This is a genomic window from Acuticoccus sp. MNP-M23 (assembly GCF_031195445.1).
Taxonomy (GTDB): Bacteria; Pseudomonadota; Alphaproteobacteria; order Rhizobiales; family Amorphaceae; genus Acuticoccus.
Genome location: NZ_CP133480.1, coordinates 3,087,044 through 3,111,457, shown reverse-complemented (window position 1 = coordinate 3,111,457; position 24,414 = coordinate 3,087,044). Strand labels below are relative to the sequence as shown.

The window sequence follows — 24,414 nt, the reverse complement described above, 5'->3', positions numbered from 1 at the left end:
ATGCAAGTCATTCTACTCGAGCGCGTTCCCAAGCTCGGCGAAATGGGCGAAGTCGTCAGCGTTCGCGACGGTTTCGGCCGCAACTTCCTTCTGCCGCAGGGCAAGGCGCTTCGCTCCAACCGCGAAAATCGCGCCCAGTTCGAAGCCCAGAAGGTCGAGCTTGAAGAGCGCAACGCCGAGCGCCGTCAGATGGCCGAGGCCCTCTCCAAGCGCGTCTCCGGCAAGACCTTCGTCGCCATCCGCCAGGCAGGCCAGACCGGCCAGCTCTACGGTTCGGTGTCCACCCGCGACATTGCCGAAGTGCTTTCCGCCGACGGTTTCCGCGTCGAGCGCCGCCAGGTCGACATGAAGGGCCCGATCAAGACCATCGGCCTGCACGAAATCATGCTCGTCCTCCACCCCGAAGTGGTCGTGCCCGTGATCATCAACGTCGCGCGCACCAAGGACGAAGCCGAGCGCCAGTTCGCCGGTGAGGACGTTCTCGCCCCCGAAGTCTACGGCGACGATGACGACGATGATGACGACGACGATTACAACGATGCCCGCGAGAGCGACGACGAAGCCGCTGTCGCGCCGGGTCAGGGCGAACAGCCCGACGTCTGACAGCGTTGCGCCGCCCGGCGCACCGAGCAGCCTCTGACAAGAGCCGGCGCCCGCCAGGGCGCCGGCTTTTTGCTGTTCTGCAACGCCATTGCGCAAACGCCCCTCGCTTTCACCACTTGACAGCCTGCTGCGAAAATTTTGATTTTTGATGCAGGCACAGCGCGGTGAACCATGGCGACACTATTCACAAAGTTCCTGGATCGACTCGTGAAGCATGGCAACATGGTGATCGAATATGCGGACGGCACGTCCCGCAGCTTCGGCGACGGCGACGGTCCGCGATATGTCCTGGTCTTCAACGATCCCGCCGTCGGCCGCGATATGCTGCTCCATCCCGAGCTGCGCTTCGGCGAACTCTACATGGAAGGCCGGTGGTGGCTGCGGGAAGGCTCGCTGGCTGGCCTCCTCACCATGCTGTTTCAGAACATGGATACCGGCACCGTCCCGCTCTGGCGACAGATGCTGCATCAGGGCATGCGCCGCATCCGCCAGCGCAATCACGCACGGGCGGCGCGCCGCAACGTCCACCATCATTACGATGTCGGCAACGACATATACGCGCTGTTCCTCGACGAGGACTGGCAATATTCCTGCGGCTATTTTCCGAACCCCGAAACCACACTGGAAGAAGCCCAGGTCGCCAAGAAGCGGCACATTGCAGCCAAGATGCTGCTGGAGGACGACCAGCGCGTGCTCGACATCGGCTGCGGCTGGGGTGGCATGGGCCTTTATCTGGCAAAGCATACCGGGGTGAACGTCACGGGTGTCACCCTGTCCGATGAGCAGCTCGCCCGCGCAAGGCGGCGTGCCAGAGACACCGCGGGCGTGGAATTCCGCCTGCAGGACTACCGCGACGTCACGGAGAGCTTTGACCGGATCGTCTCGGTTGGCATGTTCGAGCATGTGGGGGTTGGCTATTTCCGCCAGTATTTCGAGACGGTGAAACGGCTTCTCACCGATGACGGGGTGATGATGCTCCACTCCATCGGCCGCACCGGCCCGCCGGGTTACACCGCGCCCTTCATCGACAAGCACATCTTTCCGGGCGGCTACATCCCGTCCCTGTCGGAGGTGCTTCCGATCATCGAGAGCGTTGGCCTGTACGTCACCGATATCGAGATCTGGCGCCTGCATTATGCCGAAACGCTGAAGGCATGGGGCGAGCGATTTGCTGCCAATCGCAGCAAGGTCATTGCACTGAAAGACGAGCGCTTCTACCGCATGTGGGACTTCTACCTTGCGGCATCCGAAGCCTCGTTCCGCTCAGGAGACATGATGGTATTCCAGATCCAGCTGGCCAAGCAGCAATCCACCGTGCCGCTGACCCGCGACTACATCGCCGAGGCCGAGCACGGGCTGGCCGCCCGCGATGGCCGGCAGCTCATGGGCCCCGCGCTGGTTGCGCAACGAAGGTGAACAGCACCGACACGTTCGACGCCGACGCGCTGGGCGACCTTTATGCCCGCGCCCGCGCCCACGAAGATGCCGGCGACCGCGAAAATGCGGCCGCCCTCTTCCGCGACTGCCTTGCGATGGACCCCGAGGACCATTGCGGCGTGGCCATGCGCCTTGCCGCCTTCGGCCTGGCGGCACCGAAGCGGGCGCCCGCTGCCTACGTGGCCACCCTTTTCGGCCAGCATGCCGAGACATTCGACGATGTGCTCGTCGGCCGCCTTGGCTACGACGTCCCCCGCCTGGCCCGTACCATGGTGGACGCCCACGCCAGCGGCCCCTTCCGCATGCTCGACCTTGGCTGCGGCACCGGCCTTGCCGGCCTCGCCTTTGCCGAGATCGCTCCCGACATCACCGGCGTGGACCTTGCCGAGGAAATGCTCGGCCTTTGCGACGAGCGCGAGGTCTACAACGATCTATACGTCGCCGATGCGGTCGATTTCATGGCCGAGTGGGACGAAGCGCCGTTCGATCTCATCGTCGCAACCGATGTGTGGCCGTATCTCGGCGACCTTGTGCCGTTCTGCACCGCAGCCGCCGGCGCCAACGCGCTTGTGGAGGGTGGGTTGCTGATTGCCTCTTCGGAGCGCTCCGAGGCGGACTGGCAAGTCACCACCACCCAGCGCTTTGCCCATGCGCCCGCATATCTGGCGGCAACCCTTGAAAGCGCCGGCTTCAGCCTTGTCGCATCCAGCCCCATTACCGTGCGTTATGAAGAAGGCGTGCCGGTTGCTGGCGATCTCGTCCTTGCGCAGCTGACCGGAGCAGCGCGCTGAGGGCCGCGCCCGAAATCAGTCCAAGGCGGCGCCGAATCCAGGCGATCCTCGATGGCGAAGACGCCGTGTTCGGCCGCCGGGTGGCGTTCGCGATCCAGGCGCTGATCCTGATCTCGGTCATCTCGGTCGCCATCGAGACGCTGCCCGACCTGCCGGACGGGCTGCGGACATTCCTGCTTTACGAAGAGCTGTTCGTGGTGGCGGTGTTTGGCACCGAGTATGCGCTGCGGGTCTACGCAGCGCCCCGGCGGCTGGCCTACATCTTCAGCTTTTACGGGGTGATCGACGCGCTCGCCATTGCGCCGACGATCCTGTTTGCGGGGCTCGACCTGCGGGCGATGCGCGCCGTGCGCGCGCTGCGCATTCTCAGCCTTCTGAAAATGATGCGCTACGTCCACGCCTTCAACCGGCTGGCGCGCTCCATCCGCTCAGTGGCGCCGGAACTGGCCGTGTTCGCCTTCATGGCGGGGATCATGCTCTACATGTGCGCCACCGTGGTCTACCTGTTCGAGCACACGGCGCAGCCCGAAGCCTTCGCCTCCATCCCGCATGCCCTGTGGTGGGCAGTGGTCACGTTCACCACGGTCGGCTACGGCGATGTCTACCCCATCACCGCCGGCGGGCGGATCTTCACGGGCGTCATCCTCATTCTGGCGCTGGGTGTTGTTGCCGTCCCCACTGGGCTGATTGCCACCGCCCTCACCGCAGACCGCGAGCGGGAACTTGAGGAACGGGAGCAAGCGCGCAACCACCCGAGCGGAGAGGCCGGCGCTTCGGGCGATAGCGAAAGTGTGAAAAATTCTTGAGAAATTTATCAACAGCCTGACACACGACGAAGCAAGGATCGTGTGAACAACTCGGCGCACTTTTTGCGTTCACTATTTGTCTAGAGCGATGCGCCTATCAAGGAGTCCAACTCCTGCGAGGCTCCATGAATCAACCGCTCGATCACAACGCGCTCCAGATGATCCGCACGGCGCCGCAGAACCAGGAAATCGAACAGCAGCTTCTCGGCGCCATCCTGGTCAACAACGAGGCGTTCTACCGCGTCAGCGATTTTCTGAAGGTGGAGCACTTCTTCGTGGAGCCGCACCGGCGGATCTACGAGACGGCGGAAAAGCTGATCCGCGCCGGCAAGGTCGCCACCCCCCTCACGGTAAAGACCTTTTTTGCCGCCGACGAGCAGATGGCCGACCTCTCGGTCACCCAGTATCTCGCCCGGCTCGCCGCCAACGCCACCACCATCATCAATGCCGAGGATTACGGGCGCACGCTGTTCGACCTGGCGCTTCGGCGCGCGCTGATCTCCATCGGCGAGGACATGGTCAACGAATCGTTCGATGCACCGCCCGAGCTGACCCCGCGCAACCAGATCGAAGGCGTCGAGCGGCGCCTCTACGAACTGGCGGAAACCGGCCGGTTCGACCAGGGCTTCATCGGCTTCAACGACGCGCTGCGCGCGGCCGTCGACATGGCCGCCGCCGCACATGATCGCGCAGGCGGCCTCTCCGGCATCGCAACCGGCCTGTCCGACCTCGACCGGCTGATGGGCGGAATGCAGCGCTCCGACCTTGTGATCCTCGCCGGCCGCCCCGCCATGGGCAAGACGTCGCTCGTCACCAACATCGGCTACGCCATCGCCAAGAATTATCGCCCGGCGCGGGACAACAACGGCCGGCCGGTGGATGGCGGCATTGTCGGCTTCTTCAGCCTCGAAATGTCGGCAGAGCAGCTCGCCACCCGTATTCTGGCAGAGCAGGCGGGGATTTCGTCCAGCCACATCCGACGCGGCTCGATCAGCGAGAGCCAGTTCCACGACTTGGTGGAAGCTGCAAAGATGATGCAGACGGTCCCGTTCTACATCGACCAGACCGGCGGCATCACCATCGGCCAGCTTGCCGCCCGCGCCCGCCGGCTGAAGCGCCAGAAGGGGCTCGACGTTCTGATCGTCGACTATCTCCAGCTCCTGTCCGGCTCGGGCAAGCGTTCGTCCGACAGCCGCGTCAACGAAGTCACCGAGATCACCACCGGACTCAAGGCGCTCGCCAAGGAGCTGGAGGTGCCGGTCATCGCGCTCTCCCAGCTCTCCCGTCAGGTGGAGCAGCGCGACGACAAGCGGCCGCAGCTCTCCGACCTTCGCGAATCCGGCTCCATCGAGCAGGACGCCGATGTGGTGATGTTCGTCTACCGCGAGGAATATTACCTCCAGTCGCGCAAGCCGGCGGAAGGCACGCCGGAATTCTTCGAATGGGAGGCCAAGATGGAAGCGGTCCACGGCGTTGCCGAAGTGATTGTCACCAAGCAGCGCCACGGGCCGACGGGCACCGTGAAACTCCAGTTCGAGGCGGAGGTGACGCGCTTCTCCGACCTGGCTCTGGACGAATCCATCCCCAACTGATTGCGGTGCCGGCCTCTCCGCCCCATTGCCTCCGCCGCTCCCGCGCACGACGTAGGGGCCATGGCTGAACGCGATCCCCTCTCCGCTTCGACCGCAGGCGCACGGCTCACCGTCGACCCGGCGGCCGTGGTGCGGAACTGGCAGCACCTTGCCGCCATGACAGGCGGCCGCTGCGGCGCGGTGGTGAAGGCCAACGCCTACGGCCACGGCGCCGAGACTGTTTGCCCCGCGCTTGCAAAGGCCGGTTGCGACACGTTCTTCGTGGCGCTGGAGGCCGAAGGGGTCGACCTGCGCGCCGCAGTGCCGGGCGCCACCATCTACGTGCTCAACGGCATCTTCGGCACGCCGGACAGTGCGCGCCGGCACCAGCTGCGCCCGTTCATCTCATCCTTGGATGCCCTCGCCGAATGGCCGGACGACCTCCCCTTCGCGCTCAACATCGACACCGGCATGAACCGGCTCGGCGTTTCGGTCAGCCAAGCCCTTGCGCGCGCCGCCACCGCGCCCGCCCCGGCCCTGATTGCCAGCCACTTTGCCTGTGCCGACACGCCGGACCACACGCTGAACGATGCGCAGTCCGCCGCCTTCGCCACCGTGCGCCGTGCTTTTCCGGCGGTGCCTGCATCCCTTTCCAACTCCGCAGCGCTCCTGACGCGGTCTGATGCCCACTACGATCTCGCCCGCCCCGGCATTGCCCTTTATGGCGGCGCCCCTGTGGACGGCATTGCGCCGCTGGAGCCCACCGTGCGGCTGGAGGCGCGGATCATTCAGGTCCGCACCGCAGAGGCTGGCGAAACCGTTGGCTATGGCGCTGCCCAGACGCTGAAACAGCGCGCCGAGATTGCCATTGTCTCGCTCGGCTATGCGGACGGCTTCCTGCGCGCCGCAGGGGGAAGTGACGTGGCGGCCGGGGCCCCGGCGGCGTTTGGCGGTGCCCCCACCCGCCTCATCGGCCGCGTGTCGATGGACCTCATTGCCGTGGACGTTACCGGGCTTGGGGCAAGGCGCGGCGATTTCATCGAGCTCCTTGGCCCGGACGTGCCGCTGGAGACCGTGGCACGCCACGCCGGGACCATCGGCTACGAGCTTCTCACCGGCCTCTCGCGCCGCGCCGAACGCGTCCACGGTCCGCTATGAGCCTCCAACGCCGGGAAGATTATTGATGGCCAAGCGCCAGAGCCATTTCGTCTGCCAGGAATGCGGGGCCGTCCACTCGCGCTGGCAGGGCAAGTGCGAGGGTTGCGGCAGCTGGAACACGCTGGTGGAGGAAGCCTCCGCCGAAGACATCATGACGAAGGCCACCGGCAAGGCCTCCCGCACCAAGGGCAAGCGCCTGTCGCTCTCCCGGCTCGACGAGCCGATCGACGAAGCGCCGCGTATCCTTTCCGGCATCGGCGAGTTCGACCGCGTCACCGGCGGCGGCCTTGTGCCGGGCTCCGCCGTGCTGATCGGCGGCGACCCCGGCATCGGCAAGTCCACGCTTCTTCTGCAAACCGCCGCCGCCCTGTCCCGCGCCGGGCACCATGTGGTCTACGTCACCGGCGAGGAGGCGACGGCGCAGGTGCAGCTGCGCGCCCGCCGCCTTGGCGCCGACACTGCGCCCGTGTCGCTGGCGGCGGAAACCAGCGTCGAGACCATTCTCGAAACGCTTGCCGCCGGCCCTGCCCCCGCGCTGGTCGTGATCGATTCCATCCAGACGCTGCACACCTCCATTGCGGAGGCGGCGCCGGGCACGGTCACGCAGGTGCGGGCCTCCGCGCAGGCGCTGATCCGCTATGCAAAACTGTCGGGGGCGGTGGTCATTCTCGTCGGCCACGTCACCAAGGACGGGCAGCTGGCCGGTCCGCGCGTGGTGGAGCACATGGTCGACGCGGTGCTGACATTCGACGGCGACCCCTCCCACGCCTTCCGGCTCCTGCGCGGCGTGAAGAACCGTTTCGGCCCCACCGACGAGCTGGGTGTGTTCGAGATGACCGGCGGCGGGCTTGCCGAAGTGGTCAACCCGTCCGAGCTTTTTCTGGGCGAGCGGGATGTTTCCTCCCCCGGCGCTGCGGTCTTTGCCGGCATGGAGGGCACCCGGCCGCTCCTGGTGGAAGTGCAGGCGCTGGTCGCTCCCTCGCGCCTCGGCACGCCGCGCCGCGCGGTGATCGGCTGGGATTCGGCACGTCTTTCCATGGTGCTGGCGGTGCTGGAAGCACGCTGCGGACTTGTACTGTCCAGCCACGATATCTACCTCGCAGTGGCAGGCGGCATGCGCATTGCCGAGCCTGCGGCAGACCTTGCGGTGGCCGCAGCGCTCATCTCTTCGCGCGCGGGTGTCGCGTTGCCGGGCGATCTCGTCTATTTCGGCGAGATCAGCCTGTCGGGGCGGGTGCGTGCGGTGCCGCACTCCACCGGCCGGCTGAAAGAGGCGGCCAAGCTCGGCTTCACCGGCGCCATCGTTCCCCCGCAAGCGGGTGCGGAAGGCGGTGGGGCACGCGTCAGCGAGGTTGCATTACTGGCCGATTTGGTCCACCGCATCGCACCAAACGGGTTCACTGACGAACGGTCAAAGCCCCCCTCTGGAGACGATTGATGAATATCGCGATCCTGGACGGCGTCGTCATCGCTGTCGTGCTGATTTCGGCGATCCTTGCCATGTTCCGCGGCTTTGTCCGCGAAGTGCTTTCCATCGCGGCCTGGGTCGCGGCGGCAGTGCTCGCCTACCTGTTCTACGAACAGCTGGTCCCCTACGTCAGCGAATACATCGAGAAGACCGAGATCGCGATCGGCGTGTCCGCTGCGGCCATCTTCCTGGTGTCGCTCATCATTGTCAGCCTGATCACCATGAAGATCTCCGACTTCGTGATGGACTCGCCTGTCGGCGCCATCGACCGGCTGCTCGGCTTCCTGTTCGGTGCCGCACGCGGCGTCCTTCTGGTGGTTGTCGCGGTGATCTTCTTCAATTGGCTGGTGGATGCCGAAAACCGCCCGGCCTGGGTCACCACCGCCGCCACCTACCCTGAGCTTTCCAACCTTGGCGATCGTCTTCTGGCTGCCATCCCCGACGATCCCGAATCGGCCATCCGCGGCGCCTTTGAAGGTGCCGGCGAAGCCATGCAGGATACCGGCGAAGCGCTCGAAGATGCCGCAGAGCCGGCAGACACCACGCTGACCCCGCAGAACCGCAATGGCCTTGACCAGCTGATCGACGGCTCGACGGACGATTCCACGGTCATTGCCCCCACCCCGGCAGAGCCTGTGGATACGCCCACAGTTGGAGGCCAGAACTGAGCACCACGCGGCTCTACGACATTCGCGAGGACGACCGCTTTCACGATGAATGCGGCGTCTTCGGGGTCCATCGCAACGGCGGCGCTGCGGCGCTGACCGCGCTGGGGCTCCACGCCCTTCAGCACCGCGGACAGGAGGCGGCCGGTATCGTCTCCTGCAACGGCGGCACATTCCACGCCGAGCGCCACATGGGGCTCGTCAGCGACAACTTCACCAGTGCCGACGTGATCCAGCGCCTCAAGGGCGATTGTGCCATCGGCCACAACCGCTACTCCACCACCGGCGAGCCGGCGCTCCACAACGTGCAGCCCCTGTTTGCTGAAACCGCGGTTGGCGGCTTTGCCGTGGCCCACAACGGCAACATCACCAACGCGCGAAAACTCCGCTCCTCGCTCCGCGAAACCGGCTCCATCTTCCAGTCCACCTCGGACACCGAAGTTCTCCTGCACCTTCTCGCCACATCGCCCAAGTCGTCGATGATCGAGCGGTTCGTGGATGCGGTCCGGCAGATCGAAGGCGCCTTCGCGCTGGTGGCACTGACCCGCTCCATGCTGATCGGCTGCCGCGATGCGCTCGGGATCCGCCCGCTGGTGATCGGCGATTTCGAGGGATCGTTCATCCTCACCTCGGAAACCTGCGCCCTCGACATCATCGGCGCCCGCTATGTGCGCGATGTCGAACCCGGCGAAATGGTCATCATCACCGAAAGCGGCATCGAATCGCTGCGTCCGTTCCCGGACACCGCCTCCCGCTTCTGCCTGTTCGAATATGTCTACTTCGCCCGGCCGGACTCCGCCGTCGGCGGGCTCGACGTCTACGACGTGCGCAAGGCCATCGGCGCGGAGCTGGCGCGCGAGGCCCCTGCCCCCGCCGACGTGGTGATCCCGGTGCCTGATTCGGGCACCCCCGCCGCCATCGGTTACGCCGAAGGGTCGGCGCTGCCCTTCGACCTCGGGATCATCCGCAACCACTATGTGGGCCGGACCTTCATCGAACCGACGGACCAGATCCGCCACATGGGCGTGAAGCTGAAGCACAATGCCAACCGCGCCGTCATTGCCGGCAAGCGCGTGGTGCTTGTGGACGACAGCATCGTGCGGGGCACCACCTCGCTCAAGATCGTGCAGATGGTGCGCGAGGCGGGCGCCACCGAAGTCCACATGCGCATCGCGTCGCCGCCGACGCGGGACTCCTGCTTCTACGGCGTGAACACGCCCGAAAAGTCCAAGCTCATCGCCTCGCGCATGGACCTCGATGCCCTCTCCCGCTACATCCGCGTCGACAGCCTGGCGTTCATCTCCATCGACGGGCTCTACCGCGCCGCCGGGGAGCAGAGCCGGGACCCCGCGAAGCCGCAATATTGCGATGCGTGCTTCACCGGCGAATACCCCACCACGCTGACGGACCGCGCGGCGGTAAAGCCCGCACCGCAGCTGTCCTTCCTGGAACCCAGCCATTGAGCCTCAATGACATCAGCCCGCTGAGCGACGCAGAACGCGCCGCCCTCGCCGGCCGTCTGGCGGTGGTGACTGGGGCCAGCCGGGGGATCGGCTATGCCGTGGCGTCTCTCCTGGGTGCATGCGGCGCGCAGGTGGTCGCCGTGGCGCGCACGGTGAAGGGGCTTGAAGAGCTGGACGACGAGATCCGCGCGGCGGGCGGTCCGGCGGCAACACTGGTGCCGCTCAACCTCACCGACGGACCGGGCGTCGACCAGCTCGGTGCTTCCATCTTCGAGCGATGGGGCAAGCTCGATATTCTGGTGGGCAACGCCGGGGTGCTGGGGCCCATCTCGCCGCTGGGCCATGTCAAGGCGAAGGACTGGGCCTCCGCGATGGATGTGAACGTCTCGGCCAACTGGCGGCTCATCCGGACGCTGGACCCGGTGCTGCGCCGCTCGGACGCCGCCCGCGTGCTCTTCATGACCGCAGGCGATGCCAGCACCCTGCGCCCCTACCATGGCCCCTACGCGGTCTCCAAGGTCGCGCTGGAAGCTTTGGCGCGGACTTACGCGCTGGAGACCGAGCAGACCACCATCAAAATCGGCCTTCACGATCCCGGTGCGGTACGCACCCAGCTCCGCGCCAAGGCCGTGCCGGGGGAGGACGCATCCACCCTGCCCATGCCGGCAGACATTGCGCCAGCCATCGCGCGCCTGTGCCTGCCCACATCGGCCCCCCGGCTGACCTGAGCCGCGACGCCGCTCGAAGGGCCACACCAAAAAGCCGGGCGCATCAGCGTCCGGCTTTTTGTTTATTCCGAGTAGGGGTTATCGCCCTTGCGCAGCAGCAGCCGGATCGGGATGCCCGGCAGATCGAATTTTTCCCGAAGGCTGTTCACCAGATAGCGCTGGTAGGCCGAGGGCAGATCGTCCGGCCGGGAACAGAAGGCGACGAACGTCGGCGGCCGGGCCTTGGCCTGCGTGACGTAGCGGATCTTGATCCGGCGGCCACCGACGGCAGGCGGCGTGTGCCGCTCCAGCGCGCCTTCCAGCCAGCGGTTGAGGCGACCTGTGGAAATGCGCGCCGACCATTTCTCGACAGTCTCCAGCACGGTGGCGAGCAGCTTGTCGATCCCGCGGCCGGACAACGCCGACACCGGCACCACACGCATGCCCGCTGCCTGCGGCAGCAGCCGGGTAATTTCCTCGCGTGCGATGCGGATGTGGGTGTCGGTGTCTTCCACCAGATCCCACTTGTTCATCGCCACCACCACCGCACGGCCTTCGCGGACCGCAAGGTCGATGATCTGCACGTCCTGCTTGTCGAATGGCTGCATGGCGTCGACCACCACCACCACCGCTTCGGCAAACTTCAGAGACCGGATGGTATCGGACGTGGAGGCGCGCTCCAGCGTATCGGTCACCTTGGAGCGGCGCCGCAGCCCTGCGGTGTCCACCAGCTTGAACTTGCGATTGTGGGAGGAGAACTCCACCGAGATCGAATCGCGGGTCAGGCCCGCTTCCGGTCCCGTCAGCATCCGCTCCTCGCCGATCACGCGGTTGAGCAGCGTCGACTTGCCGACGTTCGGGCGCCCGATGAAGGCGAGCGAGATGGGACGCGAGGGGTCGAACGCGGCCTCCTCGTCCTCGTCGGTCTCCACCGCGGGGCTTTGCGCCTTCACGGTCTCGAAGGCATCGGACAGCGCGTCGCGCAGATCGGACAGGCCGTCGCCGTGCTCTGCGGAGAACGCAACAGGGTCGCCAAGGCCGAGGCTGTAGGCGTCGAGGCTCATGAGGCTGGCGCCCCGCCCCTCCGCCTTGTTGGCGATCAGCACCACGGGCTTGCCGCGGCGGCGCACATCCGCCGCAAGCGTCTCGTCCAGCGGGGTCACCCCGGCGCGCGCATCAACCACAAAGAGGTAGATGTCCGCATCGTCCAGCGCACGGCTCATCTGCGCCCACATCCGGCCTTCGAGGGTGCCGATGTCGGCGCCCTCGAAACCGGCGGTGTCGGTGACGGTAAAGGTCAGGTCATGCAGGCGCGCATCCGCCTCGCGCCGGTCGCGCGTTACGCCGGGCGTATCGTCGACGATGGCGAGGCGCTTGCCGGCAAGCCTGTTGAACAGCGTGGACTTGCCAACATTGGCGCGTCCCGCAATCGCGACTTTCATGTCTACTCCTGGCGGCGCTTGCCTAGCGCAGCGCCGTGATCTCGCCGGTGTCGGAGACGATAATCATCTGCCCGTTTGCCACGATGGGTGCAGTATACGCCGAAGAACCGATGGTGCGATCAGAAACGAGCGCGCCGGTTGCAGGGTTGATCTGCGCCAGGCGACCATCGTTGGAAACCGCCCAGAGGCCGCCGCCTGCAAGGACGGGACCGGCGTAGGTGGTGTCTTTCTTCTTCTTCGGCTTGGGAAGCTGCGTCATCCACAGCGTTTCGCCGCTGGAGCGGTCGAGCGCAACCATCCGGTCTGCCAGATCCACCATGAACACCGCGTCTCCCGACACCACGGGGGTGAAAGCCGAACCGATGTTGCGCTCCCACTTCTTCGTGCCGTCCGACAGCGACACCGCGATGGTCCGGCCTGCAACGCCGGTGGCATACACCACACCGCCTTCAATCACCGGGCTGCCCGACACGTCGGTCATGCCGGAGACGGCGAGCGTGCGCATGGAGCGGGTGACGAATTCCTGCCAGACCGGCTCACCGGACGAGACGGAGAACGCCATCACTTCGCCGGACGAATAGGGGATGACCACCTTGTCGCCGGAGACTGCCGGGGATGATGCGGCAACCAGACCCTGCTGCTCGGGAATCCCGTCGTAGGAGAAGTCTTCTGCGCCATCATCCTGATTGATGGCGAAAACCTGGTTTTTCTGGCTGACGACGAACACCTTGCCCGCGCCTGCCGTCGGCGCGCTGCGCGCCGGCGTGTCCAGCTCGCGCCGCCAGATGATCTCGCCATTTTGCGCCGAAAGCGCTGCGGCCTCGCCGTACCCGGTGGCCACGAACACGCGGCCTCCCGATACCGTCACGCCGCCACCTGGCGCCGGTTCGCTCTCCTTGGACGGGCGGAGCGACTGGCGCCACACGCGCCCACCGGAGGATGCGGAGAGTGCCGTCACCATGCCGTCGGGCGAATAGACATAAACCCGGTCGCCGGCCACCACGGGGCGGGCCGAAATCCGCGTCTGCGCGCGCACCATGGCCATGCCCGACAGGCTGGAGCTGCCGACCTGCGCCTTCCACACGCGCGCCCCGCCGCCGTTGAAGGCGAGATGGCCGGGTGCGTTCTGCGCATTGCCGCCGGGCTGCGGCCAATCGGAATTGGCCACGGCCGGCGAGACCGAAGCCGACCGGTTCGCCGCCACAACGGGGGCATTGGTGGAAAAGACGCTCGTCCGCTCGCCCAGAAGATGCTCGTCCTTGGAGCCGAACGGGTTGAGGTCAGAGACCGCGCCGCAACCGCCAAGCAGAGACAACGCGACAATGGCTGGGATCGTGCGCATCAATTGGCCTCCTCGGCCGTTGTGCCGGCGGCGTCCGCTTCCGGCGCCGTCTGAGTGATCAGCGCAAGCATGAACCGGGCACGGGCGCGAACACCCGGCGGCGTGCCCACCTCTTCGGTGACGGCCGTGAACCAGCGCCTCGCGCCGGAAAGGTCATCCGCGGCGTAGGCCGCAAGGCCCATCAGTTCCTGCGCAGAGGCGTAGAACGGGTTGCCGGCATCCTCGGCAAGGCCGCTGACGACGTCCACCGCGGCCTGTGCGTCGCCGGCATCCAGCAGCACCTGGCCCTGCCGGATGCGCGCCAGATCGCGGTAGACGGCAGGCGCTTCGCCATCGTCTGCGATGGTGTTCAGCAAGTCGGCCGCGCGGACGCTCTCGCCGGCATCGGCCAGAATGGTGGCGGCACGAAACTCGGCCAGAATGCCGTAGCCGCCCGGCGCATCGGCCGCGAAGGCGAGCAGCGTGTCGGCCGACCCTGCCGTGCTGACGCCCTCAACCTCGTTGAGGACCGTGAGGTATGTGTCGCCCGCCGTCCGGTCGCGGTTGGTTTCCCACGCCTCATAGCCGCGCCACCCGGCGGTGATGATGACGATGAGGAGCGCAGCACCCAGCACAAAGATGCCGTACCGGTCCCACAGAGTTTTCAGACGCTCCCGCCGGAGATCGTCTTCAACTTCCTTAAAGATATCGCTCATTGACCCACCGGCTACTCGTTCAACATCCGTCGCGCAAAGGACCGACCCACGCCTTCAAGCGCAGGCAGACCGTTACATCGCGATCGGCGAAACGCCTATTAGCCATAAATGGACCTTCCACACAAACAATGCGTAAACGATAAGTCCGATCGCAGCGGCGGCAATATCTGCCGAAACGCGTGGTGTGAAGTCCACCGGTGCCTTGAGGCCCGCCCGCTCGCGCTTCTTGACCGAGATCCGGTCGACCACCGCCCACGCCAGAAAGGCGCCGAACAAGAGGACCGACGCGGCATCGCCGTTGGCCAGAAGGTGCGCCGTGGCCCACAGCTTCACCGCAACCAGCATGGGGTGCTTCAGCGCCTTGCGGATGTAGCCGTTGAGGTAGGCGGCCGGCAGCGCGATGAACGCCAGCGCCATCAACAGCAATGAAATGTGCGCGAGAAAGGCCGGCGGATTGTAGAGGATCGGCGATCCGTCGACATATTTCCACGCCTTGTAACCCTCTGCGATGGCAATCAAACCAACCAGCGAGCCGATGCTGTAGACCACCTTGTAGCCGATCTCGCCCATCACGCGCGTCAGCCCGGCGCGGACCGGCTCCACAATCTGCATCGAGTGAAGGCCGAGAAAGATGACGAGGCCGAGTATCATCAACAGCATTGGCGTCTCCTGAAAGGTCGGGCAACGCGCGCAAGTGCGACAGCGTTGCTGTAGCGAATCGTGAACCTTCTCGCGATAGTCATCAGGCAAAGATCAAATGGCGCTGATGACCGCCGCTGAGGAGGCCTTAACATGACCCGCATTTTCTTTGCGATTATAATGATTCTGGCTGGGCTTGGGACCAGCGCCGCTGCGGCAAAGACGCTCGTGGCGGAAATCGATCTGTCGTCCCAGCAGCTCACCGTGGTCTACAAGGGCGAGGCGCTGGCGCGGTGGAAGGTGTCCACGGGCCGGGCAGGCTTCCGCACCCCGCCGGGCACGTTCCGCCCCCAGCGCATGTACCGTGAATATTTCTCGCGGCAGTATGACGGCGCGCCAATGCCCAATTCGGTGTTCTACGATGCCGGCTACGCAATCCACGGCAGCTACGAGACCAGCAGCCTCGGCCGCCCCGCCTCACACGGCTGCATCCGCCTCTCCCCGGCCAATGCGGAGAAATTCTTCGACCTCGTTGTCACGGTCGGCGCGGAGAACACCGCAATCCGCGTCCTCCCGTAACGGACGCTTCTCATCAGTAGGTGGCTCGGCCGCCGGACAGGTCGAACACACCGGCGGTGGTGAAGGAATTTTCCGCGCTGGCGAGCCAGACGATCATGTTCGCGGCCTCTTCGACTTCGAGGAAACGGCCCCGCGGGATCTTCGACAGCATGTAGTCGATGAATTCCTGCTTCATCTGGTCGAAGATGCGGGTGCGGGCGGCCGCCGGTGTCACGCAATTGACCGATATGTTCTGTGCGGCAAGCTCCTTGCCGAGGCTTTTGGTGAAGCCGATCACCCCCGCCTTGGACGCCGAATAGGCCGAGGCGTTGGGGTTGCCTTCCTTGCCGGCGATGGACGCGATGTTGACGATCCGCCCGTAATCGCGCTCGCGCATGCCGGCCACCACAACCTTGTTCACATGGAAGGTGCCCAGAAGGTTAATGGCGCAGATCCGGTGAAATTCGTCGACCGGATAGTCCGCCACGGTGGCGTTCATTCCCGCGACACCGGCCGAATTGACCAGAATGTCGACGCCGCCGAGCGCCTCGACCGTTTCGGCATGGGCCGCTTCCACGCCGGCGAAGTCCGCAATGTCGACCTTTACGGGATGTGCAACGTCGAGGGAGGCGGCTTTTTCCTTCGCAAGGTCGAGGTCCACGTCCCAGATCGCGACCTTTGCGCCGCCTGCGGCGAGCCTGTCGGCCACGGCGCCGCCAATCCCCTGCGCCCCGCCGGTGACGACGGCCACACGGCCGGTAAAGTCATAATTGTTCATGGTGGCGATCCCGAAACCCTTGGCGTTTTCTCCCTGTTAGCACGGGAACGCCAGGCCGTGTCACCGTCAGTCTTGCAATCTGTGTGGCTGGCTGGCCGGTGAAACAACGAAGAACGCCGGCGCTATGCGCCGACGTTCCTGTCGCTTGCAATCTGTTTGATGCTAGCGGCCGTAGCCACCGATGATGAGGCTCCCCACCACCCCGCCGACGATTGCTGCCGCGGCCGGGTTGTGCCGGCGGGGCCGCCTGTAGCGCGGCGCCGGCTCGACGTACTCCACAATGCGCCGCTCGCGGACCGGTGCGGGGCGTGCCGTCACCCGCGGGCGAGTGGCCGATTTGCGCTTTGTGGCCTTGCGCTTTGCGGTCTTCCGCTTGGCAGTCTTGCGCGGCGCTGCCTTGCGCTTCTTCTTGACCGAGCGGGTTTCCGCCGCCTTGCTCCGCGCACGGGCCTTGGCGCGGGCTTTCGCCCGGCGGGCGCGGGCCTTGGCCTGCTGGTTGAGATAATCCGCGTAGGCGCCTTCGGTGGTCTCGTGCAACGATGCAACCTGCGCCTTCGTGAGATAGCCGGTCGATGCAGCGCCAAGGGTTTCCTGGAATACGGCGATACCGGCGCGGGTGCGGGGGCCGAACAGACCATCGGCACCGCCAACATTGGCCTCGGCCAGATTGAGCCGCACCTGAATTTCCCGGCGTGCGGAGCGGCTCAGCCCCAGGGTTTCCTCGGTGGCCTCGTTGCCGATCTCGATCCCCTCTTCGCGTGTGCCGCCTACCTGTGCGGCTGCCGCAGGGGCGGCGTCATCGCCGGCAAGGCTGCCACCCGGCGTGGTCAGCGACGCAACCTCGATGGCCGCCGCAACACCCTCGCCGCCCAGCGCTTCGATCTCCTTGCGGGCAACCCCGGCAAAAACGCCCTTCGGGAAGGCGCGGAGATAGGCCTCGTAGGATGCGGCGCGGCCCGTCTCCTGCGCAAACTGGAAGAGCGATTTCTCGACCTCGATCATGCCGGCCGGCGCCGCCGCCTCAGCCACCGGGGCCACAGGCACCACCGGCACCACAGGCTCGCCGAGGGTCAGCGTCGGCACCGGCTTCAGCACCACGGGTCCGGTGAGCGAGGCGTTGAGCCAGGGCCGCTGCCGCTCGTCGGTGGTTTTCAGGACTTCTCCGGTGACGCGCGACATCACTTCGGTGATGTCCTTGCCCTCGGTCTCGATGTTGTTGAGGAGTGCCCTTGCAAACGGCGAGTGCTCGTCTGCACCGTCGTAGGCGACCTCGCCGGGGCTGGTGGCAAAGGCAATGGCGAGCCCCTTGCCGGCGTTCTTCACATCCATCACCGTCAGCCCGCGGCTCAGCGCCGAGCGGGTCGACTGGCCAAGCGAGCGGGACAGCGTGCCGGCCAGCGGGTTGTCCCGGCAGGCATCCAGAAACACCAGGCTGACACCATTGCCGTAGCGCATCTGCTTGATGACGAAGTCCGTCGACACCGCCTCGAAATCGAGGGCGGTTGCGTCAGCGAACTTCGCGTCCACCGGCACCAGAAAATTGCGGTTGTCAAACGCCACACCATGACCGGCGTAGAAGAACGCCGTGAGGTCTGCGGTGCGGGCCGTGCGCGAAAAGCGCCGGATGGTCGCCTCCAGCTCGTCCTTGCCCAGGTCGTAGCCCGTCACCGTCTCGAAGCCCAGCCGCTCGAAGGCAGCGGCCATGGCCTTGGCATCGGTGACGGGATTGGCGAGCGCCGGAGCATTGCGATAGGCCGCGTTGCCCACCACCAGCGCGACTTTCTTTTCAAACGCGGCTTCTGCCGCAACAGGCGCCACTGCCACCAGCGACAGCGCCAACATCGACAATATTCGCTTGAGCATTTTTCTCATCCACTAAATAACAGCGGCCTGTAGCCGCCAATAAAATAAAGTGGACCGCGCAAGCGATACTGCTTGAAGCATCTAAAATATAGTGTACCTGCTGAGTTTGCGCGGCCCGTTCACTGTCTCGATACAGTGTCAGGTCGTCACCAGGCAGGCATTCTGCAAGGGACCGGACGCGCGCAATGGGTGATCGTCATCACAGTTCGTCAGATTTCGCGCATGGCGACCGGAGAGGCCGGTCGCTGAGGCTTATGACGAGACGACCGCGGTCGCCTCGATCTCGATCATGAAGTCAGGCAGCGCCAGGGTGGAGACGCCGATCCATGTGTTGGGCGCCGGGGTCACGTCCCCCCAGAAGCCGGCCATCTCGGCGCCGACGGTGCCAAGCTTGTCCGGCGTGTGATCCACAACGTAGGTGCGGATGCGCACCACATCCGCAGGCCCTGCCCCCGCCGCCTCCAGCACAGCCTTGAGGTTCTTCACGATCTGCCGCGTCTGGGCGGCAAGGTCGCCGGCGCCGACGAGATTGTGGTCCTTGTCCCACGCCACCTGCCCCGCGCAGTGGATCGTGCGCCCCTCCCCACTCACCGCAGCGTGGGAAAAGCCGTACTGGACTGAATCGTAAAGGCTCGGCGGGTTGAGGCGTTCGGCCATCTTGCGGCTCCTAGTAGAGGAAATAGCGCTGGGCGAGCGGGAGTTCGGCCGCCGGCTCGCAGGTGAGGTGCTCGCCGTCGGCGGTGACGCGGTAGGTCTCGGGATCGACCTCGATGTCCGGCAGCGCGTCGTTTAGCTTCATGTCCGCCTTGCCGATGCCGCGGCAGCCCTCCACCGGCACCGTCTCCTTCATGGTGCCATAGTCGTTGTCCGATGCCGCACGGGAGACGAACGTGACCGAAGAGGACGTCATCGAGGCACCGAATGCACCGAACATCGGCCGCATGTAGACCGGCTGCGGCGTGGGAATCGACGCGTTGGGATCGCCCATCTGCGCCATGGCGATGGTGCCGCCGATCAGCACCATGTCCGGCTTCACGCCAAAGAAGGCCGGCGACCACAGGACGAGATCGGCCCGCTTGCCTTCCTCAATGGAGCCGACATGGCCGGAAATCCCGTGCGCAATCGCCGGGTTGATCGTCACCTTGGCGATGTAGCGGCGGGCACGAAAATTGTCGTTCTCGCCGGTTTCCTGCGCGAGGCGGCCACGCTGGACCTTCATCTTGTGCGCGGTCTGGAAGGTGCGCGTCAGCACCTCGCCGACCCGGCCCATGGCCTGGCTGTCGGACGCGATGATGGAGAAGGCGCCCATGTCGTGCAGGATGTCCTCGGCCGCGATGGTCTCCTTGCGGATGCGGCTTTCGGCGAACGCGATGTCTTCGGGGATCGACTTCGACAAATGATGGCAGACCATCAGCATGTCGAGGTGTTCCTCGATGGTGTTCACCGTGTAGGGCCGCGTCGGGTTGGTGGACGACGGGATGACATTGGGGAGCCCCGCCACCTTGATGATGTCCGGCGCATGGCCGCCGCCCGCCCCCTCGGTGTGGAAGGCGTGGATGGTGCGGCCCTTGAAGGCGGCGATGGTGTCCTCGACGAAGCCGCTCTCGTTCAGCGTATCGGTGTGGATCATCACCTGAACGTCGGTCTCGTCGGCGACCGTGAGGCAGGTGTCGATGGCGGCGGGGGTGGTGCCCCAGTCTTCGTGGAGCTTCAGCGCCATGGCGCCGCCGTTCACCTGCTCACGGAGGGCTGCGGGGAGCGAGGCGTTGCCCTTGCCGGCAAAGCCGAGGTTCATGGGGAAGGCGTCGGCCGCCTGGATCATCCGCGCGATGTGCCAGGGGCCGGGGGTGCACGTGGTGGCGTTGGTGCCCGTGGCAGGCCCGGTGCCGCCGCCCAGCATGGTGGTGACGCCGGAGGCCAGCGCCTCGTCGATCTGCTGCGGGCAGATGAAGTGGATGTGGCTGTCGATGACGCCGGCGGTGAGGATCTTCCCCTCCCCCGCAATCGCCTCGGTGCCGGGGCCGACGATGATGTCGACGCCGGGTTGGGTGTCCGGGTTGCCGGCCTTGCCGATCTTGACGATCCTGCCGTCCTTCAGGCCGACGTCGGCCTTCACCACGCCCCACCAGTCGAGGATCAGCGCATTGGTGATGACGGTGTCCACCGCGCCCTGCTCGCGGGTCGCCTGGCTCTGGCCCATGCCGTCGCGGATCACCTTGCCGCCGCCGAACTTCACCTCCTCGCCGTAGGTGGTGTGGTCCTTCTCCACCTCGATGAAGAGCTCGGTGTCGCCGAGGCGGACCTTGTCGCCCACCGTGGGTCCGAACATGGCCGCATAGTCGGCGCGAGAGAGGCGGGCGGGCATGGCGGGTGTCTCCGGGGCTTGCTGTCAACGCCATAGTGGCGGGATCGCGGGCGGCTCGCAATCGTCCGCAGCCTCGCAATTGCCATGCCACCCCGGTCAGCCTCCGAAAGCAAAACGGGCAAGCCAAATGGCTCAGACGTTCAGCACCGACCAGACCAGCTTTTCCGGCACCAGCGCAGCGGGCACCATCATTCCGGACCTCGGCGGCGGCAACGACCTCTTCCGCGCCACCGTCAATCAGTCGATCGAAACACCCGGCGACGGGGACATTTTCTGATCCGGCGCGCATGGCACAAGGTGCGGCGTGTCAACCGCAAGACAAGTCCGGCCTTCGTCCGAACCACTGGAAATCCGGCGTAAGCGGTTCAACGTAAAACAAGTTTTGCGGTTTGTGCTCTGCGTCACAGTTTGTTTAATCCTCAGCGGGGTCCGCTTGAATATTACCAGCACGCAACAAATCTCTGGTTGGTGCAGAGGGGAGCAAACATTTTAATTTACGCCTCAGGCACTGAATACAACTCGCAGGAATTTGACTGAGTAAACGCGTACATTTCTGGATATTACGAGTGCATATTGTGAACCGGGCAGAGTTTTCTGCCCGGTTCATTTTATTCTGCGCCGGGCGGACTCAGACCAGCGCGAAGACGCGGCTCGGGCCGCCGGTTCCGCCGCGGTTCTTGGGGGCACCCACAATCATCGTGGCCCCTGCCGCCGGCAAGGCGCCGAGGTTGGCAACGCACTCCAGCCCCCACCGGCCGGACGGCAACCAGGAATAATGCGTCGCGAAATCGGGCGACTTGCCGTAGTCGAGCGACAGCGTGTCGACTGCTATGCCGATGCAGCCGGTGTCCTTCAGCATGTCCGCCGCCTCCACGTGGAAGCCCGGAAAGTGCATCGTTCCGGTATCGTCGGCATTGCGGAATCCGTCGGTCGCCGCCTTCTCGCCCCAGCCCGAATACATCGCCGCAATGAAGCGCTCCGGCAGGTCGCCGTTGGCTTCGATCCATGCCGCAATATCGTCCGGCGTCACCTGCGCGTCGGCGTTTTCGGCGGCCTTCGCGGCAATGTCGATCTTCGCGATGGGCGCCATCAGGTCGCCGACCGGGATCTCGTCCACCGATGCGCCATCGCTGGAGAAGTGCAGCGGAGCGTCCATGTGGGTGCCGGTGTGCTCGTCGATGGACAGCTTGAAGAGGTTGTAGCCGTTGTCGGCGAAATTGAACTGCTGGGTCTTGGCAAAGCCCGGCATGCCGCCAAACGTCGGAAAGTCCTCTGACAGCGTATGCGTGAGGTCGGCGAGAGTGCCGCCAGCGGTTTGCGCACTGGCCGGGCGCGGCGCAATCAGCCCGCCGGTCGCCGCCACTGCAACGGCTGCCGTGCTGCCGCGAAGAAGATTTCGGCGCGACAGCATCGTGTTGCGCACACTATCGATAACGCATTGACCGCACATGGCAATTCTCCGGTTCCAGCCGAACTCGAAACGGGTTCTGGCGTTCCACGCACGGCAAATTCCGTGCCGAAAGCGAAACCGGCGGGAGGGTCAGCCGAGCGGGCCGGCAACCTTGCCGTTGAAACCGTGGACGATGCGCGCACCCGATAGCGGCACCAGCTTTACCGTGCGCTCCTGCCCCGGCTCGAAGCGCGTGGCCGAGCCGGACGCAATGTCGAGCCGCAGGCCGCGGGCCGCCTCACGGTCGAACCGCAGCGCGCTGTTGGTTTCGTAGAAATGATAATGGGAGCCCACCTGGATCGGCCGGTCGCCGGTGTTGGCAACGGCAAGCTCGGTCACGGTGGCGCCCGCATTCAGCTCGATCTCGCCGTCAGCGCAAACGATTTCGCCAGGGATCATGGGGCTCTCCGGTCAATGGGCCTGATCGAACGCTCGCCCTGCGGCGCCGGGTTGTCAACCGCGCCCTCAATCACCCTCGAAATCCATGGCAGTGAACACCTTGATGCCGCGCTCGCGCAGCTTGGCCGCGCCTCCAAGGTCCGGCAGGTCGATGGCGAAGGCGGCATGGGCCACCGCGCCGCCCGCCCGCTCGATCAGCTTGACCCCCGCAACCGCTGTGCCGCCGGTGGCGATGAGGTCGTCCACCAGCAGGACCTTCGCACCGTGGTCCAGCGCGTCGACGTGGATCTCAACTTCGTCCACCCCGTATTCCAGCGAATATTCCTGGCGGTATACCTTGGCCGGCAGCTTGCCCTTCTTGCGGATGGGCACGAACCCCTTGCCCAGCGCCATGGCCATCGCCCCGCCCAGGATGAAGCCGCGCGCGTCGATCCCGGCCACAAGGTCGATGTCTTCATCTCGGTAGGGCGCCGTCATCATATCGACGATACCGCGCAGGCCCTCAGGGTCGGCAAACAGCGTCGTCACGTCGCGAAAGATGATGCCGGGCTTGGGGTAGTCGGGGATCGCGCGGACGAATTTTCGAAGGTCTTGCATCAGGCTCTTAGCGTTGGAGGACGCGGCCGGCGACAGCGTCGAGGCGGGCAAGGAGGGCCGGATCGCGCGCGTCCGGCTGGGTGATGATGGCGTGTTCCAGCGCGGTATCCGCGCCGCCGGGACATTCTTCGCGCGTTGCAGGCATGGCGCGGGCAATCTCGGCAACCAGCGCGCGGGCGTGGTCCACGTTGGCGTGCATGGTCTTGATGATGGCGGAGATATCCACCTCGCCATGATCGGCGTGCCACGAATCAAAGTCCGTCACCATGGCCACCGTGGCGTAGGCGATCTCCGCCTCGCGGGCGAGCTTGGCTTCCGGCATGTTGGTCATGCCGATCACCGCCGCGCCCCAGCTGCGGTACAGGTTGGACTCCGCGAGGGAGGAAAATTGCGGCCCCTCCATCGCAATATAGGTGCCGCCGCGGTGGTATCTTGCGCCCGTCGCCCGTGCCGCGGCTTCCACCCGGTCGCCAAGCTGGGGGCTCACCGGATGGGCCATCGAGACATGCGCCACGCAGCCGTTGCCGAAAAAGGTCTTCGCCCGCGCAAAAGTGCGGTCGATGAACTGGTCGACGATCACGAATGTGCCGGGGTCGAGGTCTTCGCGCAGCGAGCCGACGGCGGACAGCGAGACGAGATCGGTCACGCCGCAGCGCTTCATCACGTCGATGTTGGCGCGGTAGTTGATGCCGGTGGGGTCGATCCGGTGGCCACGGCCGTGCCGGGGCATGAACACCACCCGGGTTTCGCCGATGGTGCCGATCAGCACATGGTCGGACGGCGCGCCCCAGGGGCTCGGCACCTCCTGCCACTCGCCGGTGAGGCCGGGCAGGTCGTAAAGGCCGGAGCCGCCGATGATGCCGAGGGTCACGTCGATGGTCATGCGTAGTCCACTTTCATCAAGATGAGGCCCTGCGCGGGGGCGACGGGGCCGCATGCGGGGCGGGCGCGTGCAGCAAGCGCGGTCGCCACATCTTCGGGCGCCCAGCGGCCAGCGCCAACCTCCACCAGCGTCCCCACCATGGACCGAACCTGATTGTGGAGGAAAGACCGGGCCGACGCTTCCACCTCGATGCGCTCTTTGTCCCGCCGCACCACCAGCCGGTCCAGCGTGCGCATGGGGCTGTTGGCCTGGCACTGGGTGGCGCGGAAGGTGGTGAAGTCGTGATGGCCGAGAAGGTGCTGTGCCCCTTCGTTCATCAACGCAACGTCAATCGGCGCGGCAATCTGCCAGGCCTGTTTTTCCAGCGCCAGCGGCGCCCGGCGGTTGATGATCGCGTAGCGGTAGTGGCGGCCGGTGGCGCTGTGGCGGGCATCGAATGTTTCGTCCACCCGCTCCGATTCAAGCACCGCGATGGGCGCCGGGCGCACCAGCGCGTTCAGTGCGTTGCGCACCGTGGCGGCAGGCCATTCCTTCTCGAAATCCGCGTGGGCGACCTGGCCCATGGCATGGACGCCGGTGTCGGTCCGCCCCGCCCCCATCACGCGGGTGGGAACGCCGCAGAATTTCCGCGCCGCCGCCTCCAGCGTTTCCTGCACGGTGACGGCGTTGGTCTGCCGCTGCCAGCCCGAATAGGGCGCGCCGTCGTACTCGATGACCAGCTTGTAGCGCGGCAC

25 protein-coding genes are annotated in these 24,414 nt (G+C 65.6%); 12 read left to right on the top strand and 13 right to left on the bottom strand.

Annotation, left to right across the window (positions count from 1 at the left end):
• The 10 genes from rplI to RDV64_RS14360 all read left to right on the top strand — a co-directional run bounded on the left by rplI (position 1) and on the right by RDV64_RS14360 (position 10,690).
• Positions 1 to 603 carry a 50S ribosomal protein L9 gene (gene rplI, locus RDV64_RS14405; RefSeq protein WP_309195614.1) on the top strand — a complete coding sequence of 201 codons (603 nt, stop codon included), beginning with the start codon at positions 1 to 3 and terminating at the stop codon, positions 601 to 603.
• Between the two features lie 207 nt (positions 604 to 810).
• Positions 811 to 2,019: a cyclopropane-fatty-acyl-phospholipid synthase family protein gene (locus RDV64_RS14400; RefSeq protein ID WP_309195613.1), complete on the top strand. Its 1,209-nt coding sequence runs from the start codon at positions 811 to 813 to the stop codon at positions 2,017 to 2,019.
• Entirely contained in the window at positions 2,016 to 2,831 is an 816-nt protein-coding gene (locus RDV64_RS14395) for a methyltransferase domain-containing protein (protein WP_309195612.1), read from the top strand. The genes RDV64_RS14400 and RDV64_RS14395 overlap by 4 nt, the downstream gene beginning before the upstream one ends.
• A 65-nt stretch (positions 2,832 to 2,896) precedes the next feature.
• Positions 2,897 to 3,637 carry an ion transporter gene (locus tag RDV64_RS14390; RefSeq protein ID WP_309195611.1) on the top strand — a complete coding sequence of 247 codons (741 nt, stop codon included), beginning with the start codon at positions 2,897 to 2,899 and terminating at the stop codon, positions 3,635 to 3,637.
• Positions 3,638 to 3,762: 125 nt separating this feature from the next.
• Positions 3,763 to 5,229 (top strand): replicative DNA helicase, encoded by a 1,467-nt coding sequence (locus RDV64_RS14385; protein ID WP_309195610.1) that lies wholly within the window; start codon positions 3,763 to 3,765, stop codon positions 5,227 to 5,229.
• Between the two features lie 60 nt (positions 5,230 to 5,289).
• Positions 5,290 to 6,366, top strand: a complete 1,077-nt coding sequence (gene alr / locus RDV64_RS14380; protein ID WP_309195609.1) for an alanine racemase — start codon at positions 5,290 to 5,292, stop codon at positions 6,364 to 6,366.
• A gap of 25 nt (positions 6,367 to 6,391) precedes the next feature.
• Positions 6,392 to 7,804 (top strand): DNA repair protein RadA, encoded by a 1,413-nt coding sequence (gene radA, locus RDV64_RS14375; RefSeq protein WP_309195608.1) that lies wholly within the window; start codon positions 6,392 to 6,394, stop codon positions 7,802 to 7,804.
• Positions 7,804 to 8,502, top strand: coding sequence for a CvpA family protein (locus tag RDV64_RS14370; RefSeq protein ID WP_309195607.1), 699 nt, complete (start codon positions 7,804 to 7,806; stop codon positions 8,500 to 8,502). Before radA ends, RDV64_RS14370 begins: the two co-directional genes overlap by 1 nt.
• On the top strand, positions 8,499 to 9,962 hold the full coding sequence (gene purF / locus RDV64_RS14365) for an amidophosphoribosyltransferase (RefSeq protein WP_375143832.1): 1,464 nt from the start codon (positions 8,499 to 8,501) through the stop codon (positions 9,960 to 9,962). Before RDV64_RS14370 ends, purF begins: the two co-directional genes overlap by 4 nt.
• On the top strand, positions 9,959 to 10,690 hold the full coding sequence (locus tag RDV64_RS14360; RefSeq protein WP_309195606.1) for an SDR family NAD(P)-dependent oxidoreductase: 732 nt from the start codon (positions 9,959 to 9,961) through the stop codon (positions 10,688 to 10,690). The genes purF and RDV64_RS14360 overlap by 4 nt, the downstream gene beginning before the upstream one ends.
• 62 nt (positions 10,691 to 10,752) lie before the next feature.
• Here RDV64_RS14360 and der read toward each other — a convergent pair whose 3' ends face one another.
• From der to RDV64_RS14340, 4 genes are all read right to left on the bottom strand, one after another.
• Positions 10,753 to 12,111 (bottom strand): ribosome biogenesis GTPase Der, encoded by a 1,359-nt coding sequence (gene der / locus RDV64_RS14355; RefSeq protein WP_309195605.1) that lies wholly within the window; start codon positions 12,109 to 12,111, stop codon positions 10,753 to 10,755.
• 22 nt (positions 12,112 to 12,133) lie between these two features.
• Positions 12,134 to 13,453 carry a PQQ-binding-like beta-propeller repeat protein gene (locus RDV64_RS14350; RefSeq protein ID WP_309195604.1) on the bottom strand — a complete coding sequence of 440 codons (1,320 nt, stop codon included), beginning with the start codon at positions 13,451 to 13,453 and terminating at the stop codon, positions 12,134 to 12,136.
• The gene (locus tag RDV64_RS14345; RefSeq protein WP_309195603.1) at positions 13,453 to 14,148 is read right to left on the bottom strand and encodes a tetratricopeptide repeat protein; all 696 of its coding nucleotides are present in this window, start codon (positions 14,146 to 14,148) and stop codon (positions 13,453 to 13,455) included. Before RDV64_RS14345 ends, RDV64_RS14350 begins: the two co-directional genes overlap by 1 nt.
• 72 nt (positions 14,149 to 14,220) lie before the next feature.
• On the bottom strand, positions 14,221 to 14,808 hold the full coding sequence (locus RDV64_RS14340) for an NnrU family protein (protein ID WP_309195602.1): 588 nt from the start codon (positions 14,806 to 14,808) through the stop codon (positions 14,221 to 14,223).
• A 132-nt stretch (positions 14,809 to 14,940) separates the two neighbouring features.
• On the opposite strand from RDV64_RS14340, the gene RDV64_RS14335 reads away from it, so the two are divergent.
• On the top strand, positions 14,941 to 15,366 hold the full coding sequence (locus RDV64_RS14335; protein WP_309195601.1) for a L,D-transpeptidase: 426 nt from the start codon (positions 14,941 to 14,943) through the stop codon (positions 15,364 to 15,366).
• 13 nt (positions 15,367 to 15,379) lie between these two features.
• On the opposite strand, the gene RDV64_RS14330 is transcribed toward RDV64_RS14335, so the two are convergent.
• The 4 genes from RDV64_RS14330 to ureC all read right to left on the bottom strand — a co-directional run bounded on the left by RDV64_RS14330 (position 15,380) and on the right by ureC (position 20,351).
• Positions 15,380 to 16,123, bottom strand: a complete 744-nt coding sequence (locus RDV64_RS14330) for an SDR family NAD(P)-dependent oxidoreductase (RefSeq protein ID WP_309195600.1) — start codon at positions 16,121 to 16,123, stop codon at positions 15,380 to 15,382.
• A gap of 162 nt (positions 16,124 to 16,285) precedes the next feature.
• Complete coding sequence (locus RDV64_RS14325) at positions 16,286 to 17,986, bottom strand: caspase family protein (RefSeq protein WP_309195599.1); 1,701 nt, start codon at positions 17,984 to 17,986, stop codon at positions 16,286 to 16,288.
• 252 nt (positions 17,987 to 18,238) lie between these two features.
• Positions 18,239 to 18,643: a RidA family protein gene (locus RDV64_RS14320; protein ID WP_309195598.1), complete on the bottom strand. Its 405-nt coding sequence runs from the start codon at positions 18,641 to 18,643 to the stop codon at positions 18,239 to 18,241.
• Between the two features lie 10 nt (positions 18,644 to 18,653).
• A complete protein-coding gene (ureC, locus tag RDV64_RS14315) occupies positions 18,654 to 20,351 on the bottom strand; it encodes an urease subunit alpha (RefSeq protein WP_309195597.1) in 1,698 nt (565 codons plus the stop codon).
• A 127-nt stretch (positions 20,352 to 20,478) separates the two neighbouring features.
• On the opposite strand from ureC, the gene RDV64_RS14310 reads away from it, so the two are divergent.
• Positions 20,479 to 20,628, top strand: coding sequence for a hypothetical protein (locus tag RDV64_RS14310; protein WP_309195596.1), 150 nt, complete (start codon positions 20,479 to 20,481; stop codon positions 20,626 to 20,628).
• Between the two features lie 351 nt (positions 20,629 to 20,979).
• Here the strand turns inward: RDV64_RS14310 and RDV64_RS14305 are convergent, their stop codons facing one another.
• From RDV64_RS14305 to truA, 5 genes are all read right to left on the bottom strand, one after another.
• Positions 20,980 to 21,801, bottom strand: a complete 822-nt coding sequence (locus RDV64_RS14305; protein WP_309195595.1) for a cyclase family protein — start codon at positions 21,799 to 21,801, stop codon at positions 20,980 to 20,982.
• Between the two features lie 90 nt (positions 21,802 to 21,891).
• Positions 21,892 to 22,200 carry an urease subunit beta gene (locus RDV64_RS14300; protein ID WP_309195594.1) on the bottom strand — a complete coding sequence of 103 codons (309 nt, stop codon included), beginning with the start codon at positions 22,198 to 22,200 and terminating at the stop codon, positions 21,892 to 21,894.
• 66 nt (positions 22,201 to 22,266) lie between these two features.
• Positions 22,267 to 22,797, bottom strand: a complete 531-nt coding sequence (locus tag RDV64_RS14295) for an adenine phosphoribosyltransferase (protein WP_309195593.1) — start codon at positions 22,795 to 22,797, stop codon at positions 22,267 to 22,269.
• A 7-nt stretch (positions 22,798 to 22,804) separates the two neighbouring features.
• Positions 22,805 to 23,680 carry an S-methyl-5'-thioadenosine phosphorylase gene (locus RDV64_RS14290; protein WP_309195592.1) on the bottom strand — a complete coding sequence of 292 codons (876 nt, stop codon included), beginning with the start codon at positions 23,678 to 23,680 and terminating at the stop codon, positions 22,805 to 22,807.
• Positions 23,677 to 24,414 (bottom strand): tRNA pseudouridine(38-40) synthase TruA, encoded by a 738-nt coding sequence (gene truA / locus RDV64_RS14285; protein WP_309195591.1) that lies wholly within the window; start codon positions 24,412 to 24,414, stop codon positions 23,677 to 23,679. Before truA ends, RDV64_RS14290 begins: the two co-directional genes overlap by 4 nt.